Consider the following 23,150-nt stretch of genomic DNA (forward strand, 5'->3'; position numbering starts at 1 on the left):
TTTTAAGATCTTAAAACGAAATTTTGGTGTCCAAACGATATGATATTTACAACGCCAATAGACGTGTGATGAACTTCGATAGTCGCCCATGTTATTTGACTCCTCTTACTTATGGTGAATAAGAGTTTGTCTTTAACATGGGCGCATTTTCGGGCAAAAGCCCCTAGGAACAATCACCACCGCTGAAAGCGGTGGTTTAGGGATGACAATAAAAGGCGAGCCATTGGCTCGCCTTTATTTTTCCCTACCATTCAAAAGAACTGAATAGTTTATATTTCATCCAATTCTAAAGTTGAGCGGATAATAAAGAGATCACATTCTCTGGATGAGTAAATCAGCAACTCATTTTTCTAAAAAACTTGGATACAGCATTTCACTTAATTAAAAGTGTAAGAAATTGTCACTTTAGATCAGTAAGTTACTCTATTTGATATTTAGAAGTGACACGCAAAATGCTTATAAAAGCCATTATTTCCATAAGTATGAATTATGAATCTTGATCGCTGAGAGGTTTGATAAAACTCCGTTTTGTTATCTTTCTAACCCATTACCACAGGTAATAAATAATGATAGCTAAATAGACTAGCCGTCATGGAAAACAGCGAATTTTTATATTAATGGAGATTATTATGAGCCCTCAACGTTCAGTATTGGCAATGGCGATAGCTTTGACATTAGCTGCGTGCGGAAGTGACAGCACTCAGTCGAATACTAGCCAGCCAAGTGTTGATAAGCCCAGTCCAGAGATGTCACTGACAGCGCGTGCTGCAGACGGCTACCTCATTGGCGCAAATGCGTGTTTAGACCTTAATGCCAATAAAATGTGTGATCGTGATGAGCCTTCGGCAACCACTGGTGAAAATGGGCAGTTCACGCTACAAGGTTTGACTCCAGAGCAGATTGCTAAAGGCAGTCTGTTGATTGAGGTTGTTGCAGGTCAAACCAAAGATGCTGACTATGGTGATGCGCCACTGACAAAAAGCTATCGCTTAAGTGCACCTCCTGGCTCTCCATTTATCAGCCCATTGACTACGCTAGTGCATAACGAAATTGAAAATGGTCGCACGCTTGAAGAAGCTAAAGCAGCAGTACAAGCTAAGCTAGGTACGAAGCTCGATTTGGCCGCCGATTATGTCGAAGGTAAATCATCAAAAGAGCTTAGCGCTGCCGATCAGAAAGAATTCGCAAGACTTCACCGCATCGCACAAGTCACCGCCACCATCATGGCTGAAAATACAGATAAGTTAGAGCAAGCCGCCGCCAATGCAGGTATCAGTGTTGAAAAGCTGACGTCACTGATTGCGGCTGAAGTGAGTAAGGCGCTTTCGAATGTTGTGACTACGGTTGAAACTGCAGGGGAGAATTTTGACCCTATCAAAGCAGGCCAAGACATTGATAAACAGCATGTGGGCATCAGTGTTGAGAACCTAGAAGATAAAGTGAATATTAACGAAGCGGCTAAGAGTGCCACTGATGCTAACTTAGCTGAATTGATTAAAAATGAAACATTGACATGGTTTGCCGGTGAAGAAGAAAACGGTCTCAAAGAATTGAGCTACGGCTTTGTGGCACTGGGTAAGAATGATGAAGTGATTGATCAAGAATATGAGCTTGATCATGCCTCAGATTCGTTTGTTCCAGTTACCAACATGGCTAATCCTGAACAATTAATTCTAGATAAAGAGGGTTGGGAAGCTGAGACTGATGCCATTGTAAAAATTACCCTCAACGATGATGGTTCTATTACTTTAGAAACGGGTAATTCGTCAAAGAATGAAAAAGTTTCGGCGAAAAAAATGGATCTCAGCGGCCTGAATGTGAGCTCAGTGCTTAAGAAGAGTGCTGACGATGAAGTGTGGGCAAGTGTTATCCCACAAGATTTGATGTTCCCTTCCAACACTTATGGCTACTTGGTTTCGTCCGAAAAACTAGAAGGTGGCTTCTATACCTTTAATAAAGGAAGCTGGTGTAAGGAGGGCGATCCTAAGCGTTATGCAGCCTTAAATCAAATGTGTAACGGCATCAGCGCTATTAAGAACGAGCAAGAAACATGGATTTCTACGTTGGCTGATACAGTGGCGGCTGATTCAGGAAACCGTGAAGGTTCCATTAATTCAGCCGATCTGATTCCGATCGCGGGTTTAGCTGAAGGCCATGTTTTTGCTCACTTATTATCCAACGGAAAAGTAATGTATTACTCAAGAGGTTGGGACTGGTATGAGAACTTTACTAAGTATGCCGAAGAAGGTGAGTGGCAAGACATTACTCAGCATGGAAAAACTCTGCGCAAAATGACATTGCCTGCTTCTATTGCTGGAAAGACAACTTGGAGTAATTTCAACACAGCGGATAATGCACTGTATCTTGCTGAAGTTGATGGTTTCGTTCGAATTGCACACTTTGTAGATCAAAAGGATGAATCAGATTCAAACTATCTGTTCGGTTCTACTGCGGCGCAGTTGATTGTTGATAATTATTCACAGACAACACCACCGACACCACCGACACCACCGACACCACCCACACCAACATCACCGGCAACATTAGAAGCATGTTTAGCTTCGCTACCTGATGCTGGCTATACAAAGCAAGTGGGAGACAAAGTGGTATATGCGGTTGATCGCACGATTAGTGGCTACCCTTCACAATTGATCTTCGAATATTCTTACTTTGGCAGTGGCTATTCTTGGCTCACGGAGGTGAATTTAGTATCAGAAATGCCAAGTTGGATCACTGCGTGGGATGGTTTACTGGAAAAAACCATCATCGATGTTAAGGATCTGAATGGGAATTTATTAGGGTATGAAGAGGCCTATTCTGCATATGGCTACGATCTTGGCCAAGAAGGATTCAATACCGATGGATCCTTTGGGTGGGGTATTGCCAAAGTCGCTTTAGAATCGAAAATCGCGGATGCTGATAAACACTTAGGGATTCCAGTGTTTTCAGGTCCTGCGCTTAATGCGCCTTTGGCGAGCTTTACCGTCGGCGATTCAACGGTGCAAGGTTTACGCACTGTAACCCAACAAACAGAATTGACGGAGATTACCAATGCATGGTCTAACTCAGAGTTTAGTTACTCGGATACCTATGTGGGTAAAGAAACTGTTGAAGTTGCAGCAGGCACGTTTGAAGCTTGTAAAGTGACGCGTGAAACTAAGCTGACTAAGCCTGCTATTACAGAGACGAGTGAAAGCTGGTTGACCAACCGCGGCTTCGTAAAACGTATTCGTGATGAACAATCTTGGAATGCTTATCTCGTAATGGAAGCGAAGTCATTACCTGCTAGTAACTAGTTGATCTCTTGTCTTATGACGAGAAGAACTAAAAACTAATAAGTCATGTCTGCTAATCCGAGTGCCTTGTGCACTCGGATTTTTTTATGGTCAATTTTCAGGCTTTCATTGTTAATCGTGATGGATGGTTGATACCAATTCGTATCGTTAATGAAATTCCTTGTGACGAATCTCGACTTTTACTAATTATATCGTTGTTGGTTTTCGACATTGAATTATTATTTCAATGTCGAAAACCAACGGAGAGCGTTATGAGTGAGTTGTTATCCACTGTGAGTCAAGAGCTAAACCCGGAGACCGCAAATTTGTCGGATCTGCCAGTGCTCAAAATTCTTGAATTGCTGAATGAACATGATGCCAGTGTTGCGCTTTCGATTCGCCGCGTATTACCGCAAGTCGCGGAAGCGGTATGCGTTATTGCTGAGCAAATGCGCCAAGGTGGGCGTTTGTTCTATGTCGGGGCAGGCACCAGCGGACGTCTTGGTGTGCTGGATTCTGCGGAGTGCCCTCCGACTTTTGGCACCGAACCGGAATTGGTTCAGGCGATTATTGCGGGTGGTCATGCGGCGATGCTGAGTGCAGTAGAAAATATCGAAGATTGTCGAGAGTCTGCACCTGCTGAGTTAAGGGCTCGACAGCTCAATGCGCAGGATGTGGTCCTTGGCATTGCGGCAAGTGGACGTACACCTTTTGTGCTATCCGGGCTCGAATACGCAAGACAAGTAGGCGCTAAAACCATTGCATTGAGTACTCGCGGATGGGGCTTGATCTCCGAACTGGCGGATGTCGCGATTGCGCCCGATGTTGGTGCTGAAGTGCTGTCAGGCTCTACGCGAATGAAGAGTGGTTCGGCGCAAAAGATGTTGCTCGGCATGATCAGCACTGCGGTGATGATTCAGCTAGGTAAAGTGCATGGCAACTTAATGATTGATGTCAAAGCCAGCAACGAGAAATTACGAGTGCGAGCTCAGCGCATCGTCAGTGAAATCTGTGATGTGAAGAGGGATGAGGCGCAAGCCTTACTCAATCAGGTCAATTACAATGTGCGCGCTGCGGTGCTGCTGCATTGGTTGGATATTGAGCCACCTCAAGCTCTTCTTATCGCCTCTAAACCTTTCCAATCCCTCAAACAGCAGCTACTGCAAGGAATCTGATATGGCTAACAAGATAGAACATTTGGAAATCATTGCCGACGAGATTGAACGCCATATTGGTGGCTTTGAGAATGTCGCGACCTTAACCAACTGCATGACACGGGTTCGCCTTGTGCTCAAAGATCGCAGCCAGTTCAATATGGAAGCGTTGCGTGAAGTCGATGGCATTAAAGGCGTGGTAGATGCTGGCGAGCAGTATCAAATCATTGTGGGGATGGGTACGGCAGCGAAGGTAACTGGTGTGCTGCAAAAGAGAATGTCAGGCAGGGGTGTGGAGACTCAAACTAATGCTCCTGCAACCGCTCAGCCATTCTCGGTTCGTCGTGCACTGAACACCTTAGCTGCAATTTTCGTCCCAACGATTCCCGCATTGATCGGCTGTGGTTTGGTTTTGGGTATCGTCAACATTTTTAAACTGGTATCGCCTGAATTCGTGGCCGCTTACCCAGAAATTTTTGACCTATTCACTGTGGTGGGCAAAGCGGTATTCGCCGTGTTATCTGTGATGATCGGGATGAACACTGCGAAAGAGCTGCACGCTTCACCCGCCATTGGCGCAGTGATGGCGGCCATTCTAGCGGCTCCGGGGTTGGCTAATATTCAACTGTTTGGAAATACTTTAGTGCCGGGCGGCGGTGGCATGTTTGCCGTATTGTTGGTGTGTGTGTTTTCATCCAAATTTGAACTGTGGTTTCGCAGTCACTGCAAGGAAAGCCTTGATCTCATTCTCACGCCAACCCTGACGATTCTGGTTTCCTCTGCAGTCGCGTTGTTGGTGTTACAGCCGATTGCGCACGCCGTCAATGTTTGGTTAGGCAATCTGGTTTCTGTTGCATTGCTTAATGAATCAGCGGGTTCTGTTGCTGTCGGTGGTGTACTAGGTGGCGGTTTCTTATTCCTACTGTTAACCGGATTGCACCAAGGGCTTATCCCAATCCATGCGCAAATTCTAGAAACGTTTGGCCTCAATTATCTGTTCCCTATTTTGGCCATGGGTGGCATGGGCCAAGTGGGTGCGGCGGCTTATGTTTTCTTAAAAACCAAAAATGAGCGTTTAAAGAAAACCATTACGGGCGCTTTACCTGTAGGGATTCTTGGTGTTGGCGAGCCGCTGCTGTTTGGTGTTTCGCTACCGCTTGGAAAAACCTTTATTGCAGGTTGCATCGGCGGTTTTGCGGGGGGCGCTATGATGGCGGCTTTTAAAGTGGGGATCATCATTCCATTTGGTACGGCTGGCCTGTCATTAATCCCGCTAGTGGGTGAAGGGCAAATTCCTTCTTTCTTGTTTGCTGTGTTGGCTGCATGGGTGGTGGGTTTTATTGCCTCTATGTTGCTTGGCTTCACTGAGCCAGTCGAAAAAAACCAGTAGAATCGGTAGTATCTGGCCGTCACCGCGGTAGTGTGTGGCGGCTTTTTGAGTCAACAAGGGTCTTCGATGGATAAACTCATCAACAAGGTAAAAACGTTAGTACATTCGAGTAATCAAAATGAGCAAAAGCTCTCGCAATTGATTGTTGAACGGCAGTTTGATTTATCGGAGTTGAGCGCGACGAAAGTCGGCGCGCTGCTTGGGATCAGTGATTCGTCAGTGATTCGCTATGCGAAAAGCCTCGGTTGTAGCGGTTTTCCTGATCTGAAGTTAAAACTCGCCGCACAAGCACCGCAAGAGATGGCACGTACGGCTCAATCTGTTTATGCCAGTATTGAAACTGGCGATTCCACGGCGCAGATTATCGAAAAAGCCAAGCATCTGTTTGTGTCGACCATAGAACAATCCATCGGCCTGATTGATGCTGAATTGGTGGAGCAGTGTGCGCAGCAACTGTTGAAGGCCAACAAGATTGCGTTGGCGGGGATTGGCGCTTCAGCCATCGTCGCGGCAGACATCAACCATAAGCTGATTCGTGCGGGTTTTAACGTGCAGTTCAATCAGGATTATCACATTCAAATTGTGCAAGCTTCTCTGCTCAAAGCAAATGATGTGCTGCTGGTGGTTTCTGCGCGGGGGAATACCCAAGAAGTGTTGACCGCGATTGAACGCGCTAAACAAAACGGCGCTCAAGTGATTGCTTTAACACGCTATGGGCGCGATAAAGTGGCGCAACTGGCGGATTATGTGATCCCTTACAGTTACACCGAAGAACATTCTCAATTAGGCATGGTGACCCCACAACTGCTGCAGATGGCGGCTTTTGATATCGTTTTTTTCAAACTCATTACTTTGACAGATTCGTTCAGCATGCATACCGCACTGAGCTCGATTCAACACATACAACAGTGATTGCAAATTAAGGTTTTCACAATGAAGATGGGTAAAGATCCGGATTATCGTTTTTCGCTGGCTAATGAACGGACTTTTTTGGCTTGGATTCGTACGGCATTAGCCTTTCTTGCTACCGCGGTGGGGATAGATCTACTTAGCGCGACGCACGATTCGGCGATATTAAGCCACAGCCAGTGGCTAACTCCGGCATTGGCAGGCGTCGCATTTGCCACGGCCGTGTGGGCATTTCTACGCTGGTATCAAAACGAGAAAGCGATGCGGCTTGAAGGGCCGTTTAAATACAGCAAAAGCCTGATGGTGATGACAGGTGTGGTCATCGCTTTCGCTGTGTTGATCGGGCTTTGGGCATTATGAGTGAGATGAAAACAGAGGTAGAGCGTGATCCCGGTTTGCAGCGTGAAAGAACGCAACTGGCGTGGACTCGCAGTTCGTTAGCGTTAACGGCAGGTATGTTACTGCTGATCAAAATCGGGCTGTTTTCTGCACTGCAACTGGCACTCGCCTTGCTGGGGCTATGGTTGTTACTCCAGCAAATTCTAAAGCGCAAGAATGAAATCGCGACCCAAAGCCGCGTCTTTCACCGTGCAATGCTGCTGCGTAATTTATGGATGAGTGGCGCAGTGGCGATCTGTGCGATTTGGGTTTGTCTCGACCGCTTGGTCTAACGCCCTTTTTAAGCTAAAGCCAATTTTGGTAATGGCTAACGCTGATGGCTAGGTGCTTATTCTTTAGAGGCTAATTGGGCGAATTTGCTGTAGGTACTTACCCGGCCATTGATGTACTCAACACCACCATGCACATTGTTAGCCCGATGGCCGACAATTTGGTACTCAACAATAAACTCGCCGCTGATCACTTTGACGAACAAAAAACCGTCCATCACTTTCCACAAGCCATGCAGGGCTTTGTCGCTAAACATATCTTGTTCAATTAATGTGCCGTTGGGTTTAAAGGTGAGCTGCGATGAAAACCCATCGGCATTAACCTTAATCCACGAGTGTTGATGTACCTCATAGCTGAGAATTTTGCGCCGAGTTTTGATCCACTCTTCGAGTTCTTGCTGTTGCATTGGGCTAAGTTGCGGCAGGGCTTCTAATTCAAGCAAGGTATGGTGCTTTTCGTACCAAAACAGCTGAAGGTGGAGTAATTTCATGCTAACCGGTTGGAATTTCAAACAAACAGCCGCCACTGTGCGCCAAGGTGGATATGAAGTCAACCCTGAAGGCGAGCCTGAAAAAGTGCGGTAGGTCGGGGGAAACCCACCGCACATTCCCTGCTGAGGGAATCGCCGCCTAGCGCGGCTCAGGAGCTTAAAGATGAGGGAACAAGCGGGGTAATTCGGCGCGATCACAAGCTTGATTTAATCGACGCTGCGCGGTGTGAATATGGTTTTGCCAGTGTTCATCGTGCGCCCACATTTCAATCACTAAGGGCACCACACAGTCCAGCTCTTTCAGGTGGCGGAATAACCCATCAAAGTCGACTTCACCTTCTCCAATCACTAAATCACGAAACTGTCCGGCTGAGTGCTCGCTCACCTTGTAAGTGTCTTTGAGATGGATCTGGGTGATGTGTGGTTTGCTTAACGAGAGTTCGGTCAGCAAGTCATAATTCCAACCAGAGATGTTGCCAACGTCCGGGTACGCCGTAAAAAAGGGCGATTGGATCTGCCGATTTAACACTTCAAATTTGCTCAGAGCATTGAGGTAGGGCGTATCCATGATCTCGACAGCCAACATCACGCCAGCGCGCTCGGCTAAACGGGCGGCATGTTGCATGCCCTCAATAAAATGCTGATGAGTGGCTTGGTTAGCTGGCTCATAATAGACGTCATACCCCGCCAACTGGATAGTGCGAATGCCCAGTTTGTAGGCGAGGGTGATCGCCTTTTGCATAATACGCAGTGCTTCATCGCGCAGCGCTGGATCGGCCGAACCAAAAGGAAACTTGCGATGAGCACTGAGGCACATGGATTGCAGTGGCACTCCATAATCCTCACAAAGACGGCGCAACGGGTAAATGGTTGCATCATCCCAATCTAAGCGGCTGCGGCGTTCTTCACTTTCATCCACAGAGATTTCCAGAAAATCGAAACCGAGTTCTTTGGTGCAGGCAAGTTTCTCATCCCAACTTAACGTGTTTGGCAGTGCTTTTTCATACAAGCCGACACGGTGGCGCAGTAAATGTTGATACATGATGGGCTCCCGTTATGGCCAGAAACGGTCGATCTGTTCACGTAGGGCAGCGGCGGTTTGTTGACCTTCTGCGCCTGCTAAAGCACGCCCGGCAATAAAGGTTTTGGTTTTGATCCCTTCAAACAGGTAAATATCTTCCGGAACAATGCCGCCAGTAATCGAAAGTTCAATACCCAGCGCAGAAAGCTGGCGCATTTTGTCGAGATCTTCCGTTGTCCAACCAATACCTGCTAATTCCGCATCACGCGAGCGGTGGTAAATCGCTTGAGTTATGCCTAAATCAACCCAGGCTTTAGCATCTTGCATCGTCCAGTTGCCATAAATCTCGATTTGAATTTCGCCATTCAGCTCATCCGCCACTTTTTTACACGCTGCAATGGTGGCGATGTGCGCGGCAGCCGACACGGTGATCCAATCCGCACCCGCTTCAAATGCCATGCGCGATAAAATTGCTCCGCCGTCCGTGGTTTTCATATCACACACTAGAATGTGTTCCGGATGATTGCTGCGCAGAGTCGAAACCGCCTTCATGCCTTCTGCGAAAGCCAAAATGGTGCCGACTTCAATTACATCAACGTAGCTGGCGACATTGCTGGCCACGGCAAGCGCATCAGAAAGGTTGGTTTGGTCGAGGGCGATTTGAATCATTGGTTTGGTCATGGTGTTTATCCTTGAATATGTTCACGTATCAGTTGAGCAAGCCCAGCGTGGTTGTTATCGGTAGGGCAAAGGTTGCGCGCGTAAGATTTCACGGTGTCATCGGCATTGGCCATGGCAACGCCGTGGCCGGCATAGCGCAGCATGGAGATGTCATTGTGGTTATCGCCAACCGCCATCACATGGTTGGCAGCGTAGCCGAGCTGGGTTACGTATTGCGCAAGGCGATCGCCTTTGCTGTTGCCTTTGGCAGCAAAATCAATGCGGTTGGACCAAGAGCGCTCACCATTAAAACGGGCATTCACCCACGGATGCTCTAGGAGTCGTTCGACCGAGCTTGGCAAACCTTCGACGACAAATTTCCACACAAATTCAGACTCACGAGCGGTTTGATGAAAGGAGTCGATGGCATAAATTTGCGGCGGATGAGTGAGAGAAGCCGCTTGCGCCCATTTTTCCAATGCCTGCATGTAGGCAACGGGGCTGCGCTGTGAGTAAGTCATCGCGTCTTTGATGTACATCACCAGCTTGAGCTGAAACTCTTGTGCCAAATCGATAAAGGTCAGTGCATCTTGTTTATCGATCGCGTTGTGTTGCAGCACTGTTTCGCTCGCGTAGTCATACACATAAGTGCCGTTGCAACAGATGATGGGAGTGGTGAGTTCCAGTTCATCGTAGTAAGGGCGCGCCGCCGTGTGGTGGCGACCAGTGACGATCAGCACATGGCAATGCTGCTGAGCCGCATGAATCGCCTCTTTAACTTGCGGATGGATGGTGTGATCGTCACTGAGTACGGTGCCATCCAGATCTAAGGCGAGCACTTTATACATAGCGATTACCTCTGGCCGTAGTAAGCGTTCGCGCCGTGTTTGCGCAGGTAGTGTTTATCGGACAATTCGGGCTGAATTTTTATGCCGCTATTGAGCGAACGGGTTGCCAGTGCCATAGCGGAAATCTCTTCCAGCACCACGGCGTTATGCACAGCGTCATCCGCATCTTTTCCCCAAGAGAAAGGCGCGTGTCCGGCCACAATCACGCTCGGTACCGCCATTGGGTCGATATGGCGATGGCGAAACTCTTCGACGATCACTAGGCCAGTGTTTTTTTCGTACTCACCAGCAATTTCGCTGTGCGAAAGCTTACGTGTGCAGGGAATATCGCCGTAAAAGTAATCGGCATGGGTTGTACCGAGCGCGGGAATATCGATGCCAGCTTGAGCCCAAATAGTGGCACTGCGCGAGTGGGTATGCACTACGCCCCCGACTTCTGGGAAGGCGCGATAGATTTCAATATGGGTTGCGGTATCGCTTGATGGGTTCAATTTGCCTTCCACTACTTTGCCCGTGAGATCGACAATCACCATATCCTCGGCACGCATTACATCGTACTCTACGCCGCTTGGTTTAATCGCCAGTACGCCGCGCTCACGGTCAATTTCCGATACATTGCCCCACGTAAAAGTCACTAAACCGTATTTAGGCAGTTTGAGATTGGCGTCGAGCACGCGCTGTTTCAGTTCGCTGTACATGTCTCCCTCCTACGCGATGTGCGCTAATTCTTGTTGGGCAGAAGTTTGTTGCGAGAGGGCTTGGTCGATCACGGCAAAGACTTGCTGTTTATCGCGGCAGCGGCGCAGCTTATCCAGATCGACTCCGGTGTCGCTGTTCTCATCATCCAGCACTTGCGTGACTTCCATCAGGCCTTCCATATGCTCATCCGAAGAGCTGCCCGCTAAGGTGATCAGCACATCCACTGGTTCCTCTTCACCTTCGAAATAGATAGGGTTTTGCAATGTCACTAGCGCAAAGGCGGTTTTCAACACGCCGTTTTCAGGGCGCGCATGGGGCAGGGCAAGATTGGGTGCGATGCAGATGTAGGGGCCGAGCTGCTCGACACTGGCAATGATCGCCTCGTGATAGGCTGGCGTAATCGCGCCAGAGGCGATCAACATATCGGTGCCAATTTTGATCGCCTCACGCCAGTTATCGGCTTTGGCTTGCAATTGGATTGAGTTGTTCTCGATTAAGGATTGTTTGAGTCCCATGTTTCTATCTCCAGAGTAGAGCTGATGAAACCAGCTTCTTATTGTCGTAGGGTGGGCGGAAAGAAACGAAGGAGGCATCGCTTCCCACCGCCAGTCGAGTTATCGAATTTTCACAAAATGGTTATTGATGATATCGAGCAGTTCATTGCCAAAGGAATTCGGGTTGAGCATGTTCTGCACGCCTAGAACAAACTTGCCTTCACCTGGTTCCATCTCGGCCGACAGATGTTTCGAGGAGACGATGATGTCGGTGGTCGCGAGTTTGGATTTGTAATCAGAGACCGCGCAAGAATCCATTACGTGGGGAATGCCTTTTTGCTCCAGATACTTGCCGATTTTCATCTTCATCATCATCGATGAACCTTGGCCGTTACCGCATACCGCCAGAATACTGACTGGACGTGTGTCTTGCGCCGCTTGCAATGCTTGCTCAACCGCTTCAATCACTTCCGGCTCCTCGCTGACGGTGATGCTGCCTTGTGCATCTTCTTCGGCTCGTAGCTGTTTTGAGGCAAAGAACATGTAGACCAAAGCCAGTGCAACCAGCACGAAGAAGAAGAGTTTAGACGCTGATAAACCTTGCATAATTGGCGGGAAGACCAGAGCCCAGTCGGCCATGCCCATCCAGCCACTGAATTCCGTACCTTGCTGGGTGAAGAGATGAATCGCCCAAGCTGAGCCGAGCACTTCGATAATGCCCATCACAAAACAGATCTTCATGACCGCTTTCCAACCACCAAAATGGTTAGCAAATACGCCGATGGTCGCGTTAGAGAAGAACATAGGAATGAAGCCGGGGATGATCATGATTGGCGCATTAAAGGCCAGCATGGCCAAGACTGCTGCAAACTGGCCGAGAGCGCCCCACATAAAGCCAAACACCATGGCGTTAGGAGAGAAAGCGTAGATCGCCGCACAGTCAATCGCGAGTACCGCATTAGGAATGACGCGCTCGGAGATGCCTTTGAACGCTTCGGACAACTCGGCGACAAACATGCGCACACCTGCAACAATCACTTGAATTGCTACCGCGAATTTAAGACCGGTTTCAAGGATGTAGATACTCCAGTGAGTTGAACCCGCCATCTGTTGCAGATTATCAAGGCCGAAGGAGAGCAGAATGATCCCGAAGAACACCGTCATCACAATCGCGGTGGCAGCGATGCTGTCGTGGAAAATATGCAGCCATTTAGGCAGTTGCAGGTGATCAACACTGTCTTTTTTATCCCCCAATTTGGGAGCGATTTTGGTGGCGATCCATGAAGCGACTTGCTGTTGGTGGCCGATGGAGAAACCCGCGCCGCCAGTGACTTCTTCGGTCGGTTTGAACATGATGTTAGAAGAGATACCCCAGTAGAGCGCCATCAATACCGCCGAATAAATGATGGTTTCCCACATGCCAGCGCCGAGCACAAAGTAGAACACCGCAATCAACCCCGCTTGCTGGAACATGATGTGTCCAGTCAACATGATGGTACGAATGCCGGTGTAGCGGCGAAACAGCACCAAAAGAATGTTGAGCGCCAACGCCAGTAGTACGGCGTAACCTACCCATGAATAGTTGTCCCCCATGGTTTCCATGGTGGCCATCATCGAGGTGTAGGGGTCAATCACCGAACCCGTTAATCCGTGGTATTGCGACAGTTTTTCAATCACAGGTTTAAAGCCTGCCACCAGTGTGCCTGCGCCCACTTGTACCAGCATGAAACCCACGATGGTTTTTATCGAACCTTTAATGATGGTTGTCGCATCGCGTCTTAGCAGCCAATAACCGATTAAGGTCACCAATCCCAGCAGCAAGGGAGCTTTGGTCATTACTTGGCTGTAAAAAATATAGAAAACGTCGTACAAGAACTCCATATCTTTACCCTTAGTTGTTTTGATGTAGGAAGAGTGATTTTATGTGGTGCGTAAAATCGACCCCTTTTGCTCACGGAATAAACTTTAACAATCAAAAGTAATCATTCAATGCTCATTTGTGATTATTTTGATTTTTATCAATTTTGGTCAAAAGAAAACCATACAAATGATAGGTAGATCACCATGATTTAATTAAATGATTTAAAATCAATAATTTAAATTTATTTGTGATAAATGTATGATTTCTATGCGGAGAAAGTTTGACAAGTTTACGGGTGATTAATAGAATCAAATTCAATCAAGTTTAATCACCAAGTAATCACTAAGTAGACATTCGGTGAGTTTTTTCTCAGTTAGGTGATGGTATGAATGAAGTCCAAAGACATAACGGCATTTTATCTCTGCTTGAAGAGAGTCAAGCGATTAACGTTTCGCACATTATTGAGCGCTTTAATGTTTCTCCGGCCACGGCGCGGCGTGATATCGCCAAGCTCGATGAGCTAGGTAAGCTGCGCAAAGTGCGTAATGGGGCAGAGCGCATTGAAACCCAAAAAAGAAAGTGGTCACCGCTGAATATCAACAGCACAGAGCATTATGAAGAAAAATCACTGATCGCTTTGAAAGCGGCTGAGCTGTGCCAACCGGGCGATAGCGTGGTGATCAACTGTGGTTCGACCGCCTTTTTGCTGGGTCAGCAGTTGTGTGGCGAAAAAGTGCAGATAGTGACCAACTATTTTCCTTTGGCGAGCTATCTGATTAACGAAGATCACGACGATGTGATCATCATTGGCGGGCAATACAATCGAGCGCAAAGCATTTTCCTCAATCCTGCGCCGGATTCACTCGGTAGTTACGCAGGAAACTGGATGTTTACCTCTGGCAAAGGGCTAACCGAAGCCGGATTGTATAAAACCGATATGCTCACGGCCGTTGCCGAACAGCAGATGCTCGAGCAGATCGATAAGCTGGTGGTCGTGGTGGACAGTTCAAAAGTCGGGCAACGTACCGGTATGCTGTTTTGCCCTACCAGCAAAATTGACATCGTCATCACAGGTAAAAATGCGAATGCGCAAGTGGTGAAAGCCCTTGAAGCGCAAGGAACGCAAGTCATTTTAGTGTAGCGTTTCACTCACTTTTACCAAATTAAAATAACCAACCCAACCGCCAGTGCCAATCCTCAGGGTTTCGGCGCTTGGTTCCCTACATCCTAAATTTATCTTAACGTTGTGAAACAAGAGGTGTTGTTATGAGTAAAGTGAATGAAATCACTCGCGAATCCTGGATTTTGAGTACGTTCCCTGAGTGGGGAACTTGGCTAAATGAAGAGATTGAACAAACGATAGTGGAGCCAAATACCTTTTCAATGTGGTGGCTGGGTTGTACTGGGATTTGGCTAAAAAGCGCGGGCAACACGAATCTTTCGATCGATTTCTGGTGTGGAACGGGTAAAAAAACGCAAAAAAACCGTTTGATGAATACCCAGCACCAGATGATGCGTATGGGCGGTGTGGAAGCGCTACAACCTAACTTACGTACCTCGATTTTCCCGCTCGATCCGTTTGCGATTAAAGAAATTGATGCCGTGCTGGCATCACACGATCACGCTGACCATATTGACGTTAACGTTGCCGCAGCGGTGCTGCAAAATTGCGGAGATCACGTGAAATTCATTGGCCCGCAAGCCTGTGTTGATTTGTGGCTAGGCTGGGGCGTACCGCAGGAGCGCTGCATTGTGGCAAAAGTCGGTGATGTGCTGGAAATCGGCGATGTCAAAATTCGCGTGCTGGATTCGTTCGATCGCACCGCGTTAGTGACCTTGCCGAAAGGCGTGTCTTCCTACGATAAAGAGATTTTGGATGGCATGGATGAGCGAGCGGTCAACTACCTGATTGAAACCTCTGGCGGTTCTGTGTATCACTCCGGTGACTCACATTACTCTAACTACTATGCGAAACACGGTAATGATTACCAAATTGATGTGGCGCTGCTCTCTTATGGTGAGAACCCACGTGGTGTGACCGATAAAATGACCTCTTCGGATATTTTACGTGCCGCTGAATCGTTAGATTGCCAAGTTGTGGTGCCATTCCACCATGATATTTGGGCGAACTTCCAAAATGATCCGCGTGAAATTGAAGTGCTGTGGAACATGAAAAGAGACCGCTTGCAGTACCAGTTTGCGCCTTTCTTCTGGCAAGTTGGCGGTAAATATACTTACCCAACTGACAAAGGGCGTATGCATTACCAACACTTCCGCGGTTTCCAAGACATCTTCAAAAATGAGCCGGAGCTGCCATTTAAAGCTTTCCTATAGATATTCGACATATATTGTTGTACGACGGCCTCGGTGTATATCGGAGGCCGTCTTATTATAACTTATAGTGGGAAATTGATAGCTATAGGTATTTGAGTAAAGAGTATTGTCAAAACCAAATACACGATTACTTTTGGCGTAACCATTTTTTCAAGAAATCAACAGCGGCCATAGTTGTTGAATCTGATGTGCAGAAAATTAACGAGAGGCCAAAAAGTTTTCTGCCGACACAATAGCTAGACTCAAGTGGGAAGTAAGCGAAAAAATGTAGTCTCTTCAGCCAGGTATAACAGTTTATGTGATCGTCTTCTGGAGCAACGTTTAATTCAACATAATTAGCCAGTATCACTTATTGTTACGGTTAATCATCAGTCTGATGATTAACGCTATATTGTTCATCTTCTACATTTTGTGCCAGAGATTCGCTGCTCGGATTTATTAATTTTTGATGCTATTATGCCTGTGAAAAACTACAACTGCTTATCGCGGCTCCTAATATAATGTCCGTAATGTTGGTTATTGAGATTAAATTAAATTTTGACATGTTGAATAGTGAATCACTATCAAGATGATGTTTTATATCTTATTGTTTTTAATTTATCCAGTAAACGCTGTAATAATAGAGATTTAAGTTTTTTATTGTGGGTAATAACTTAATTTGTATGTGATTTTTATTTATTTCTATTTTAGAGAACGGATAGCCACAAAAAATGACCGATTTTTTGTGTGAGAGTACCAAGTTTCCCTTAAAAATTAATTAATAAAAATTCAATGTGATCAACTTCGCATAATTAAGGACACTTTGGATTATAGTTGTAGTTAAAACAAGCTGAATCAGAAAAGAGAGAGCTGTGTGCATACCGCGAGTCGGGCGAATCACATCCTTAGTGTAGTTGACAAAGTCGGCCGAGTTTCAGTTGTCGAGCTAGCAAGGGAGTTAAATGTTTCTCCTGAGACTATCAGGAGAGATTTGAAGGTGCTTGACAGTAAAGGAGAGGTAACCCGAATTCATGGAGGGGCAGTGATGAAAAGCTACCGAGATGAGGGGATATCATTCAATGAACGGGTAAATCACAATATTGATGATAAAAGAATTTTAGTAAAAGAAGTTATCTCTCATATTTTTAAAGGCGCTGCGATTGGGTTGGATGCGAGTTCTACCAGTTGGTTGGTCGCTCAGGCACTGCCGAATATTCATTGTACAGTTGTAACTAATTCGATTAACAATATTAATATATTGAGTGGAAAGCATAATGTTAATGTAATTTGTATAGGAGGACGTTTATCGGAAAAGTATAAAGCGTTTTATGGAACGATTGCTAGAAATACTCTGTCTGAGATGGCGTTGGATTTTTGTGTAATCTCTTGTGTGGGTTTCGATGAACATTCTGGTGTATGGGATTCTAATGAGTATAATTATGAAATTAAGCGAGAATTCATTCAGGTTTCCGATAAGGTTATTTTATTGGCCGATAAAAGCAAATATAAAAAGAAAAGCTTGTTAAGAATATGTGGATTGGATGAGGTGGATATTTTAGTGTCTAATGCGGAAGTGATTTTTTAATAAATAAAATATTGTTCATGTGTAAACTGTATTTTTATTTTTTATAAAATTGATGAATATGCCGAATATGCCATGGCATAAATCAAGTAGGTGGCTCTGAGGCTCAAGCTTCTAACTTTCAATTCGCTTCTATTGTTGCATTCAGTGTATTTCGGTTTGTCTCTCCACGGTTGGTTTTTTTATCTGATCTACTTTGGCCTTAAGGGCTATCAAATAAAAGAATAATTCAACATAACGTGAAATAAGAGAACGTAAAATGAACAACTTAGTGAAAATTGGTATTCGGCCTACCATCGATGGCCGCCGTCTTGGTGTTCGCGAGTCTCTTGAAGAGCAGACCATGAACATGGCTAAGAACTTGGTTAACTTCATTACTGAACATATTCGCCACGTAGGTGGTGAAATGTTGGAGTGTGTCATTGCCGATTCAACAATTGGGGGTGTTGCTGAAGCCGCGGCCTGTGCGGAAAAGTTCAAGCGTGAAAATGTCGGTCTGACTATCACTGTCACACCGTGCTGGTGTTATGGAACAGAGACCATTGATATGGACCCACATATGCCAAAAGCAGTTTGGGGGTTTAATGGTACCGAGCGTCCGGGCGCAGTATATCTTGCTGCTGCGATGGCAGGTTATTCGCAACTTGGTTTACCCGCGTTCTCAATTTACGGTGAAGAGGTGCAGGATGCCGATGACACATCGATTCCAAATGACGTTCAAGAGAAAATTTTGCGTTTTTGCCGAGCTGGCCTAACGGTGGCAACTATTCGTGGTAAATCGAACTTATCGATGGGATCCGTTTCCATGGGGATCGCTGGTTCTGTCGTTGATCAAAGCTTTTTCCAACATTATCTGGGTATGCGCAACGAATACGTAGATATGACGGAAATCAAGCGTCGCCTTGATCGTGAAATTTTTGACAAAGAAGAATTTGAGTTAGCGTTGGCCTGGACGAAAGAAAACTGTAAAGAAGGCAAAGACTACAATGGTCGCCCACTCGATGTGGCACGCAAAGAAGAAGACTGGGAGACCGTGGTTAAAATGACCATGATCATGCGTGACCTTATGGTTGGTAATTCCAAATTGGCCGAGCTCGGGTTTGGTGAAGAGGCCTTGGGTCATAATGCGGTTGTTGGCGGTTTTCAGGGACAGCGTCAATGGACCGATCATCTGCCAAATGGTGATTTCAGTGAAGCGATTCTTAACTCTTCATTTGACTGGAATGGTATTCGTGAGCCGTTCGCCATCGCAACAGAAAACGACAGCCTTAACGGTGTGAATATGCTGTTCGGCAAAATGCTGACTGGTAAGGCTCAGATTTTCTGTGATGTGCGCACTTATTGGTCTCAGGATTCGGTAGAACGTGTAAGTGGTTATCGTCCTGAATCTGGCTTTCTTCACTTAATCAATTCGGGGTCCGCTGCACTTGATGGATCTGGTGAAGCAAGAGATGAACAAGGTAATCCAGTCATTAAACCTCATTGGGAAATGGTGTCAAAAGATGTACAGAATTGCCTTAATGCTACTCAGTGGCCACCTGCGATCATTGAATATTTCCGGGGGGGCGGCTTCTCTTCCAATTTCCTGACACATGGGGATATGCCTTTCACTATGCACCGCATCAACCTTATTAGAGGTGTAGGTCCGGTACTTCAAATTGCAGAGGGGCACTCCATCACTCTCCCCAAAGAGGCTCACGAGATACTCGATGAGCGCACTAACCCTACGTGGCCAACAACATGGTTTGTGCCTCGTTTGAATGGTGAAGGTGCGTTTAGAAATGTGTACTCGGTGATGGCGAACTGGGGAGCAAACCACTGTGTGCTTACATACGGTCACGTAGGAGCCGATCTGATTACGCTGGCTTCTATGCTTCGTATTCCTATAGCAATGCACAATGTGGAAGATAAGAATGTCTTCCGCCCTCACACTTGGAGTGCATTTGGTCAGGATAAAGAAGGGCAAGATTACCGTGCTTGCGCAACTTTCGGGCCTCTTTACAAATGACCACAATTGGGCGGGGGGAACCTCGCCCGAATCAGGAGGCCCTATGTCAGTCGTGATGGTTTTAGATTGTGGAGCGACGAATCTTCGAGCGATTGCTATCGACTCAAAAGGGGCGATTGTCTCGTCTCACTTCCTTAAAAATTCGTCAAAATGTGATGAGCAGAACCGTGATTTTCATGTGTGGTATTTTGAAGAGATTTGGCAGAAGTTAGTCGAGTGTGGTCAGCATGTGATTCGTCAAATTGGTGCAGGAAATGTGAAGGCTTTGACGGTCACGACATTTGGGGTTGATGGTGCTCCATTTGATAAAGATGGTCGACAACTTTATCCCATTATCTCTTGGAAATGCCCAAGAACGGTTCCGGTAATGGCACAAGTTGAAGAGGAACTCGACCGCCTTGAACTCTTCCGAGACAACGGTATTGGTAACTACAGTTTCAATACATTATACAAGCTTCGCTGGCTGAAAGAGCACGAGCCGAACGTATATTCAAAGATGGATAAGTTTGTCTTTATTTCATCGATGATCACCCACAGACTGACTGGTGTTTTGACGACAGATTACACTATGGCTGGTACTTCAATGCTAACCAGTTTAGATACTGGTCGCTGGCATGAGAGGGTACTCAATTATCTTGCGCTATCCGACGAACATTTCCCTCCTATTGTGATGGCTGGTGAGCAAGTCGGGCGACTGACAAAAGAAGTCGCTCAGTTATTTGGACTACCAACAAGTACCCCGGTAATTTCAGCAGGTCATGACACTCAACTGGCTTTAGTGGGGTCTGGCGCAGAGGAAAACCAAGCCATTTTAAGTTCCGGAACCTGGGAAATCTTAATGGCTCGAAGTCAGCGCCCAACATTAAACCAACAGGCGTTAGAAAATGGCGTGACGGTAGAGCTGGACTCAGTCAGAGGCTTGTATAACCCGGCCGTGCAGTGGCTTTCCAGTGCGGTTGTTGAATGGGTAGCCAAGCAATTTTTCACTGTGGAGCAAACTGCAGACGAACTATACACCGTCATGATCAAAGAGGCAGAGGAAGTCCGCCAAGGTGCGGAAGGCGTCGTGTTTACTCCTTGTTTCACCGTAGGTACGAATGGCGTAGGTCAGGGTTCTATTGAAGGTTTATCGATACATACTTCTCGTGGACAGATCGTCCGAGCGCTGTTTGAGGGATTAAGCCACCAACTGTGCCAACACTTTAATTATCTCAACCAATTGTGTCAGCTCAATGATGGTCCAATCGTGGTCGTCGGTGGTGGCACAAAAAATGCGTTATGGAATCAACTCAGAGCCAATGCTTTGCAACGTCCACTGCACATAGTGGAGCAAGCTGAAGCAACCGTCACAGGTGCAGCCATGTTCGCCTTCTTCGGTGCCGGGTATTACTCAAGTATCCAAGACGCGCAACGAAACATGAAACCTCCATTACGTGTCGTCAATCCTAATCTGGTCAATTGCCGTTATGACGAAAAGGAGACAAGTCATGCTTAAAAGTATTCATCCCGCAATTTCGCCATCACTGTTAGCAACGCTTTCCGAAATGGGGCATGGCGATGAAATCTTGTTTGCTGATGCTCATTTCCCAGCGCACACCTTAAATCAGAATGTTATTCGCTGTGATGGTGTGGGCGTTGAGACTCTATTGGCAGGCATCATCCCCTTGTTTGAATTAGATCAGTATGTGGCGCGACCATTGGCCATGATGCAAGCGGTATTAGGGGACGAACTCGACCCATCGGTAGAAGAGAAATATCGAAAAGCGATGGCAGTCGCCAATGTAACAACAGAATACATTGAAAGAGTCGAGCGTTATGAATTCTATGAACGTGCGAAACAATGCTATGCCGTAGTCCTTACAGGGGAAACGGCCAAATACGGCAATATCATTTTGAAAAAAGGTGTCACTAGTCTTTAAGGAATTAAAACGTGAATCGATTTGAATTATCTCAGCAAATTATTGATACCTGCTTAGAGATGACTCGTTTAGGATTAAATCAAGGTACCGCCGGTAACATAAGTGTACGCTTTGAAAGCGGGATGTTGATTACACCAACCGGTGTCCCTTATGAAGAGTTATCTCCAGATCACATTGTATATGTGGCCCACGCAGGTCGTTTTGAAGAAGGGAAGCTTCCCTCTTCTGAATGGCGTTTTCATCTAGCCTGCTATAAGCAGCGTGATGATATCGATGCAGTGATTCATAACCATGCAATCAACTGTGCAGCCGTGTCCATTCTAAATAAATCCATTCCTGCCATTCATTACATGATCGCGGCAACAGGCGCTTCAGAAATTCCGTGTGTTCCCTATGCGACATTTGGTAGCTCTCAACTATCCAAATATGTAGAGGAAGGCATTTCGAAGAGCAAAGCCATTTTGTTGCAGCATCACGGACTGATTGTGGGTGAAGTCAATTTAAAAAAAGCGCTTTGGCTCGCTCATGAAGTCGAAGTGTTGGCAAATCTTTATCTGAAAACCTTAGCGATCACACCAGAGGTCCCAGTTTTGGATGACGCATCAATGCAAATTGTGCATGAGAAGTTCAAATCTTACGGCTTACGTGTAGAGCAATAATCAGGAGAATATAGTATGTCATTCTCATTAAACCTTCCTAAATTAAGTTACTTCGGTATTGGCGCCGTCGATGATGCAATAGCGGCACTCACTCAACAACCCGTGAAATGTGCGATGATTGTTACGGATAAGACGCTGATTCAACTGGGTATATTAAATCACCTATTCGAATTGTTGGAACAGACTGCTATTGGCTATGTGCTGTTTGACAAAGTCACCCCCAACCCAACTGCGACACTCGTTCGTGAAGGGCTTGAGATTTACTCAAAGAATGAATGTGATTGTTTGATCGCCGTTGGCGGTGGCAGCCCGGTCGATTGCGCTAAAGCGATTCGTATTTTGGCGGCAAATGCGGGAGACATCGTCGATTATGAAGGCGTCGGGAAGGTGAAGAAAACCGGAGACTTCTTTATTGCAATCAACACAACGGCAGGAACGGCAGCGGAAATGACCTCAAATTCGGTGATCACGGATGAGGTACGCCAAGTGAAAATGGTCATTATTGATTCGAAACAGATCCCAGACATTGCCGTTAATGATCCGACATTAATGCTTGGTTTACCCCCTAGTATTACCGCCGCGACGGGAATGGATGCGCTCACGCACGCCATTGAATCTTATGTAACGCCGGGTGCGCACACCTTAACCAGACCAACTGCATTAGAAGCGATTCGGTTGATTACTCAGTGGCTACCTGAAGCGGTTGAAAATGGTCAGAACATTGAGGCTCGAACTCACCTAGCGGATGCTCAGTTCTTGGCTGGCATGTCATTTAATAACGCAGGCTTGGGATTAGTTCACGCAATGGCGCATCAACCAGGCGCAACTCACGATCTCCCTCATGGTGTTTGTAATGCCATCTTGCTGCCAATTGTTTGTGCATTTAACGCCGCTTCTGTGCCAGAGCGGTATCGTGGGGTTGCTGAAGCTATGGGTGGGGATACCTCTCACTTGAATGATCAAGAAGCGGCACAACTTGCGGTTGAACTGATCAAAAAGCTATCGCGTAAAGTTGAAATCCCAGATGGTTTTAGAGTCTTAGGTGTAGCAGATCAAGACATCGAGTTATGGATCGATAAAGCAATGAATGATGTGTGTTTAGGCGGGAATCCAGTGACACCAAGTGCTGATGAGATTCGCTCCTTATATCGAGAAGCTTTATAAGTAGGAGCTTCTAAACATAGAGATAATTGGGGGCG

General features: G+C 46.4%; 21 protein-coding genes and 1 pseudogene. 14 read left to right on the top strand and 8 right to left on the bottom strand.

From position 1 onward, the window contains the following. Positions 1 to 90: pseudogene (locus tag D908_RS20595) on the bottom strand (IS200/IS605 family transposase); the annotation flags it as partial. A gap of 539 nt (positions 91 to 629) precedes the next feature. Here D908_RS20595 and D908_RS22315 point away from each other — a divergent pair. The 6 genes from D908_RS22315 to D908_RS06310 all read left to right on the top strand — a co-directional run bounded on the left by D908_RS22315 (position 630) and on the right by D908_RS06310 (position 7,399). After that, positions 630 to 3,296 carry a hypothetical protein gene (locus tag D908_RS22315; protein ID WP_167733110.1) on the top strand — a complete coding sequence of 889 codons (2,667 nt, stop codon included), beginning with the start codon at positions 630 to 632 and terminating at the stop codon, positions 3,294 to 3,296. Positions 3,297 to 3,547: 251 nt separating this feature from the next. Then, the gene (gene murQ, locus D908_RS06330) at positions 3,548 to 4,450 is read left to right on the top strand and encodes an N-acetylmuramic acid 6-phosphate etherase (RefSeq protein ID WP_005525545.1); all 903 of its coding nucleotides are present in this window, start codon (positions 3,548 to 3,550) and stop codon (positions 4,448 to 4,450) included. 1 nt (position 4,451) lies between these two features. Further along, a complete protein-coding gene (locus D908_RS06325; protein WP_001284490.1) occupies positions 4,452 to 5,819 on the top strand; it encodes a PTS transporter subunit EIIC in 1,368 nt (455 codons plus the stop codon). 66 nt (positions 5,820 to 5,885) lie between these two features. After that, positions 5,886 to 6,731 carry a MurR/RpiR family transcriptional regulator gene (locus tag D908_RS06320; protein WP_000359364.1) on the top strand — a complete coding sequence of 282 codons (846 nt, stop codon included), beginning with the start codon at positions 5,886 to 5,888 and terminating at the stop codon, positions 6,729 to 6,731. Positions 6,732 to 6,752: 21 nt separating this feature from the next. Beyond that, positions 6,753 to 7,088: a YidH family protein gene (locus tag D908_RS06315; RefSeq protein ID WP_000781647.1), complete on the top strand. Its 336-nt coding sequence runs from the start codon at positions 6,753 to 6,755 to the stop codon at positions 7,086 to 7,088. A 5-nt stretch (positions 7,089 to 7,093) separates the two neighbouring features. Beyond that, on the top strand, positions 7,094 to 7,399 hold the full coding sequence (locus D908_RS06310; protein ID WP_000846365.1) for a DUF202 domain-containing protein: 306 nt from the start codon (positions 7,094 to 7,096) through the stop codon (positions 7,397 to 7,399). 56 nt (positions 7,400 to 7,455) lie between these two features. Here the strand turns inward: D908_RS06310 and D908_RS06305 are convergent, their stop codons facing one another. From D908_RS06305 to D908_RS06275, 7 genes are all read right to left on the bottom strand, one after another. After that, on the bottom strand, positions 7,456 to 7,887 hold the full coding sequence (locus D908_RS06305) for a hypothetical protein (RefSeq protein WP_005525548.1): 432 nt from the start codon (positions 7,885 to 7,887) through the stop codon (positions 7,456 to 7,458). A 157-nt stretch (positions 7,888 to 8,044) separates the two neighbouring features. After that, the gene (locus tag D908_RS06300) at positions 8,045 to 8,929 is read right to left on the bottom strand and encodes an L-ribulose-5-phosphate 3-epimerase (protein ID WP_005525551.1); all 885 of its coding nucleotides are present in this window, start codon (positions 8,927 to 8,929) and stop codon (positions 8,045 to 8,047) included. 12 nt (positions 8,930 to 8,941) lie between these two features. Next, positions 8,942 to 9,589 (bottom strand): 3-keto-L-gulonate-6-phosphate decarboxylase UlaD, encoded by a 648-nt coding sequence (locus D908_RS06295; RefSeq protein WP_005525553.1) that lies wholly within the window; start codon positions 9,587 to 9,589, stop codon positions 8,942 to 8,944. 5 nt (positions 9,590 to 9,594) lie between these two features. Next, positions 9,595 to 10,416, bottom strand: coding sequence for a Cof-type HAD-IIB family hydrolase (locus D908_RS06290; protein ID WP_005525555.1), 822 nt, complete (start codon positions 10,414 to 10,416; stop codon positions 9,595 to 9,597). Between the two features lie 5 nt (positions 10,417 to 10,421). Further along, positions 10,422 to 11,114, bottom strand: a complete 693-nt coding sequence (locus tag D908_RS06285) for an L-ribulose-5-phosphate 4-epimerase (RefSeq protein ID WP_005525557.1) — start codon at positions 11,112 to 11,114, stop codon at positions 10,422 to 10,424. Between the two features lie 9 nt (positions 11,115 to 11,123). Beyond that, positions 11,124 to 11,630: a PTS sugar transporter subunit IIA gene (locus D908_RS06280; protein WP_005525559.1), complete on the bottom strand. Its 507-nt coding sequence runs from the start codon at positions 11,628 to 11,630 to the stop codon at positions 11,124 to 11,126. Positions 11,631 to 11,729: 99 nt separating this feature from the next. Then, a complete protein-coding gene (locus tag D908_RS06275) occupies positions 11,730 to 13,490 on the bottom strand; it encodes a PTS ascorbate-specific subunit IIBC (RefSeq protein WP_005525561.1) in 1,761 nt (586 codons plus the stop codon). A 365-nt stretch (positions 13,491 to 13,855) separates the two neighbouring features. On the opposite strand from D908_RS06275, the gene ulaR reads away from it, so the two are divergent. The 8 genes from ulaR (at position 13,856) to fucO (ending at position 23,115) form a co-directional block, all read left to right on the top strand. Then, entirely contained in the window at positions 13,856 to 14,611 is a 756-nt protein-coding gene (gene ulaR / locus D908_RS06270; RefSeq protein WP_005525564.1) for an HTH-type transcriptional regulator UlaR, read from the top strand. A gap of 125 nt (positions 14,612 to 14,736) precedes the next feature. Beyond that, positions 14,737 to 15,804 carry an L-ascorbate 6-phosphate lactonase gene (gene ulaG, locus D908_RS06265; RefSeq protein ID WP_005525567.1) on the top strand — a complete coding sequence of 356 codons (1,068 nt, stop codon included), beginning with the start codon at positions 14,737 to 14,739 and terminating at the stop codon, positions 15,802 to 15,804. Positions 15,805 to 16,657: 853 nt separating this feature from the next. Then, positions 16,658 to 17,368: a DeoR/GlpR family DNA-binding transcription regulator gene (locus tag D908_RS06260; protein ID WP_005525569.1), complete on the top strand. Its 711-nt coding sequence runs from the start codon at positions 16,658 to 16,660 to the stop codon at positions 17,366 to 17,368. A gap of 256 nt (positions 17,369 to 17,624) precedes the next feature. After that, positions 17,625 to 19,373 carry an L-fucose isomerase gene (gene fucI, locus D908_RS06255; protein ID WP_005525571.1) on the top strand — a complete coding sequence of 583 codons (1,749 nt, stop codon included), beginning with the start codon at positions 17,625 to 17,627 and terminating at the stop codon, positions 19,371 to 19,373. Between the two features lie 43 nt (positions 19,374 to 19,416). Further along, positions 19,417 to 20,868 carry an L-fuculokinase gene (fucK, locus tag D908_RS06250; RefSeq protein ID WP_005525573.1) on the top strand — a complete coding sequence of 484 codons (1,452 nt, stop codon included), beginning with the start codon at positions 19,417 to 19,419 and terminating at the stop codon, positions 20,866 to 20,868. Next, a complete protein-coding gene (fucU, locus tag D908_RS06245) occupies positions 20,861 to 21,292 on the top strand; it encodes an L-fucose mutarotase (RefSeq protein ID WP_005525575.1) in 432 nt (143 codons plus the stop codon). The genes fucK and fucU overlap by 8 nt, the downstream gene beginning before the upstream one ends. A gap of 11 nt (positions 21,293 to 21,303) precedes the next feature. After that, on the top strand, positions 21,304 to 21,951 hold the full coding sequence (gene fucA / locus D908_RS06240) for an L-fuculose-phosphate aldolase (RefSeq protein ID WP_005525577.1): 648 nt from the start codon (positions 21,304 to 21,306) through the stop codon (positions 21,949 to 21,951). A gap of 15 nt (positions 21,952 to 21,966) precedes the next feature. After that, positions 21,967 to 23,115: a lactaldehyde reductase gene (gene fucO, locus D908_RS06235; protein ID WP_005525579.1), complete on the top strand. Its 1,149-nt coding sequence runs from the start codon at positions 21,967 to 21,969 to the stop codon at positions 23,113 to 23,115. The last annotated feature ends 35 nt before the right edge of the window (positions 23,116 to 23,150 follow it).

This window comes from Vibrio mimicus CAIM 602 (assembly GCF_000338875.1).
Classification (GTDB): Bacteria; Pseudomonadota; Gammaproteobacteria; order Enterobacterales; family Vibrionaceae; genus Vibrio; species Vibrio mimicus.

Bases quoted from the DNA above. Each gene is read 5' to 3' on its own strand.
- D908_RS06290 (WP_005525555.1), bottom strand. From the start codon at position 10,416: ATGTATAAAGTGCTCGCCTTAGATCTGGATGGCACCGTACTCAGTGAC.
- fucI (WP_005525571.1), top strand. From the start codon at position 17,625: ATGAACAACTTAGTGAAAATTGGTATTCGGCCTACCATCGATGGCCGC.
- D908_RS06275 (WP_005525561.1), bottom strand. From the start codon at position 13,490: ATGGAGTTCTTGTACGACGTTTTCTATATTTTTTACAGCCAAGTAATG.
- fucK (WP_005525573.1), top strand. From the start codon at position 19,417: ATGTCAGTCGTGATGGTTTTAGATTGTGGAGCGACGAATCTTCGAGCG.
- ulaG (WP_005525567.1), top strand. From the start codon at position 14,737: ATGAGTAAAGTGAATGAAATCACTCGCGAATCCTGGATTTTGAGTACG.
- D908_RS06325 (WP_001284490.1), top strand. From the start codon at position 4,452: ATGGCTAACAAGATAGAACATTTGGAAATCATTGCCGACGAGATTGAA.
- murQ (WP_005525545.1), top strand. From the start codon at position 3,548: ATGAGTGAGTTGTTATCCACTGTGAGTCAAGAGCTAAACCCGGAGACC.
- D908_RS06280 (WP_005525559.1), bottom strand. From the start codon at position 11,630: ATGGGACTCAAACAATCCTTAATCGAGAACAACTCAATCCAATTGCAA.
- D908_RS06295 (WP_005525553.1), bottom strand. From the start codon at position 9,589: ATGACCAAACCAATGATTCAAATCGCCCTCGACCAAACCAACCTTTCT.
- fucU (WP_005525575.1), top strand. From the start codon at position 20,861: ATGCTTAAAAGTATTCATCCCGCAATTTCGCCATCACTGTTAGCAACG.
- ulaR (WP_005525564.1), top strand. From the start codon at position 13,856: ATGAATGAAGTCCAAAGACATAACGGCATTTTATCTCTGCTTGAAGAG.
- D908_RS06305 (WP_005525548.1), bottom strand. From the start codon at position 7,887: ATGAAATTACTCCACCTTCAGCTGTTTTGGTACGAAAAGCACCATACC.
- D908_RS06310 (WP_000846365.1), top strand. From the start codon at position 7,094: ATGAAAACAGAGGTAGAGCGTGATCCCGGTTTGCAGCGTGAAAGAACG.
- D908_RS06320 (WP_000359364.1), top strand. From the start codon at position 5,886: ATGGATAAACTCATCAACAAGGTAAAAACGTTAGTACATTCGAGTAAT.
- fucO (WP_005525579.1), top strand. From the start codon at position 21,967: ATGTCATTCTCATTAAACCTTCCTAAATTAAGTTACTTCGGTATTGGC.
- D908_RS06315 (WP_000781647.1), top strand. From the start codon at position 6,753: ATGAAGATGGGTAAAGATCCGGATTATCGTTTTTCGCTGGCTAATGAA.
- D908_RS22315 (WP_167733110.1), top strand. From the start codon at position 630: ATGAGCCCTCAACGTTCAGTATTGGCAATGGCGATAGCTTTGACATTA.
- D908_RS06285 (WP_005525557.1), bottom strand. From the start codon at position 11,114: ATGTACAGCGAACTGAAACAGCGCGTGCTCGACGCCAATCTCAAACTG.
- D908_RS06300 (WP_005525551.1), bottom strand. From the start codon at position 8,929: ATGTATCAACATTTACTGCGCCACCGTGTCGGCTTGTATGAAAAAGCA.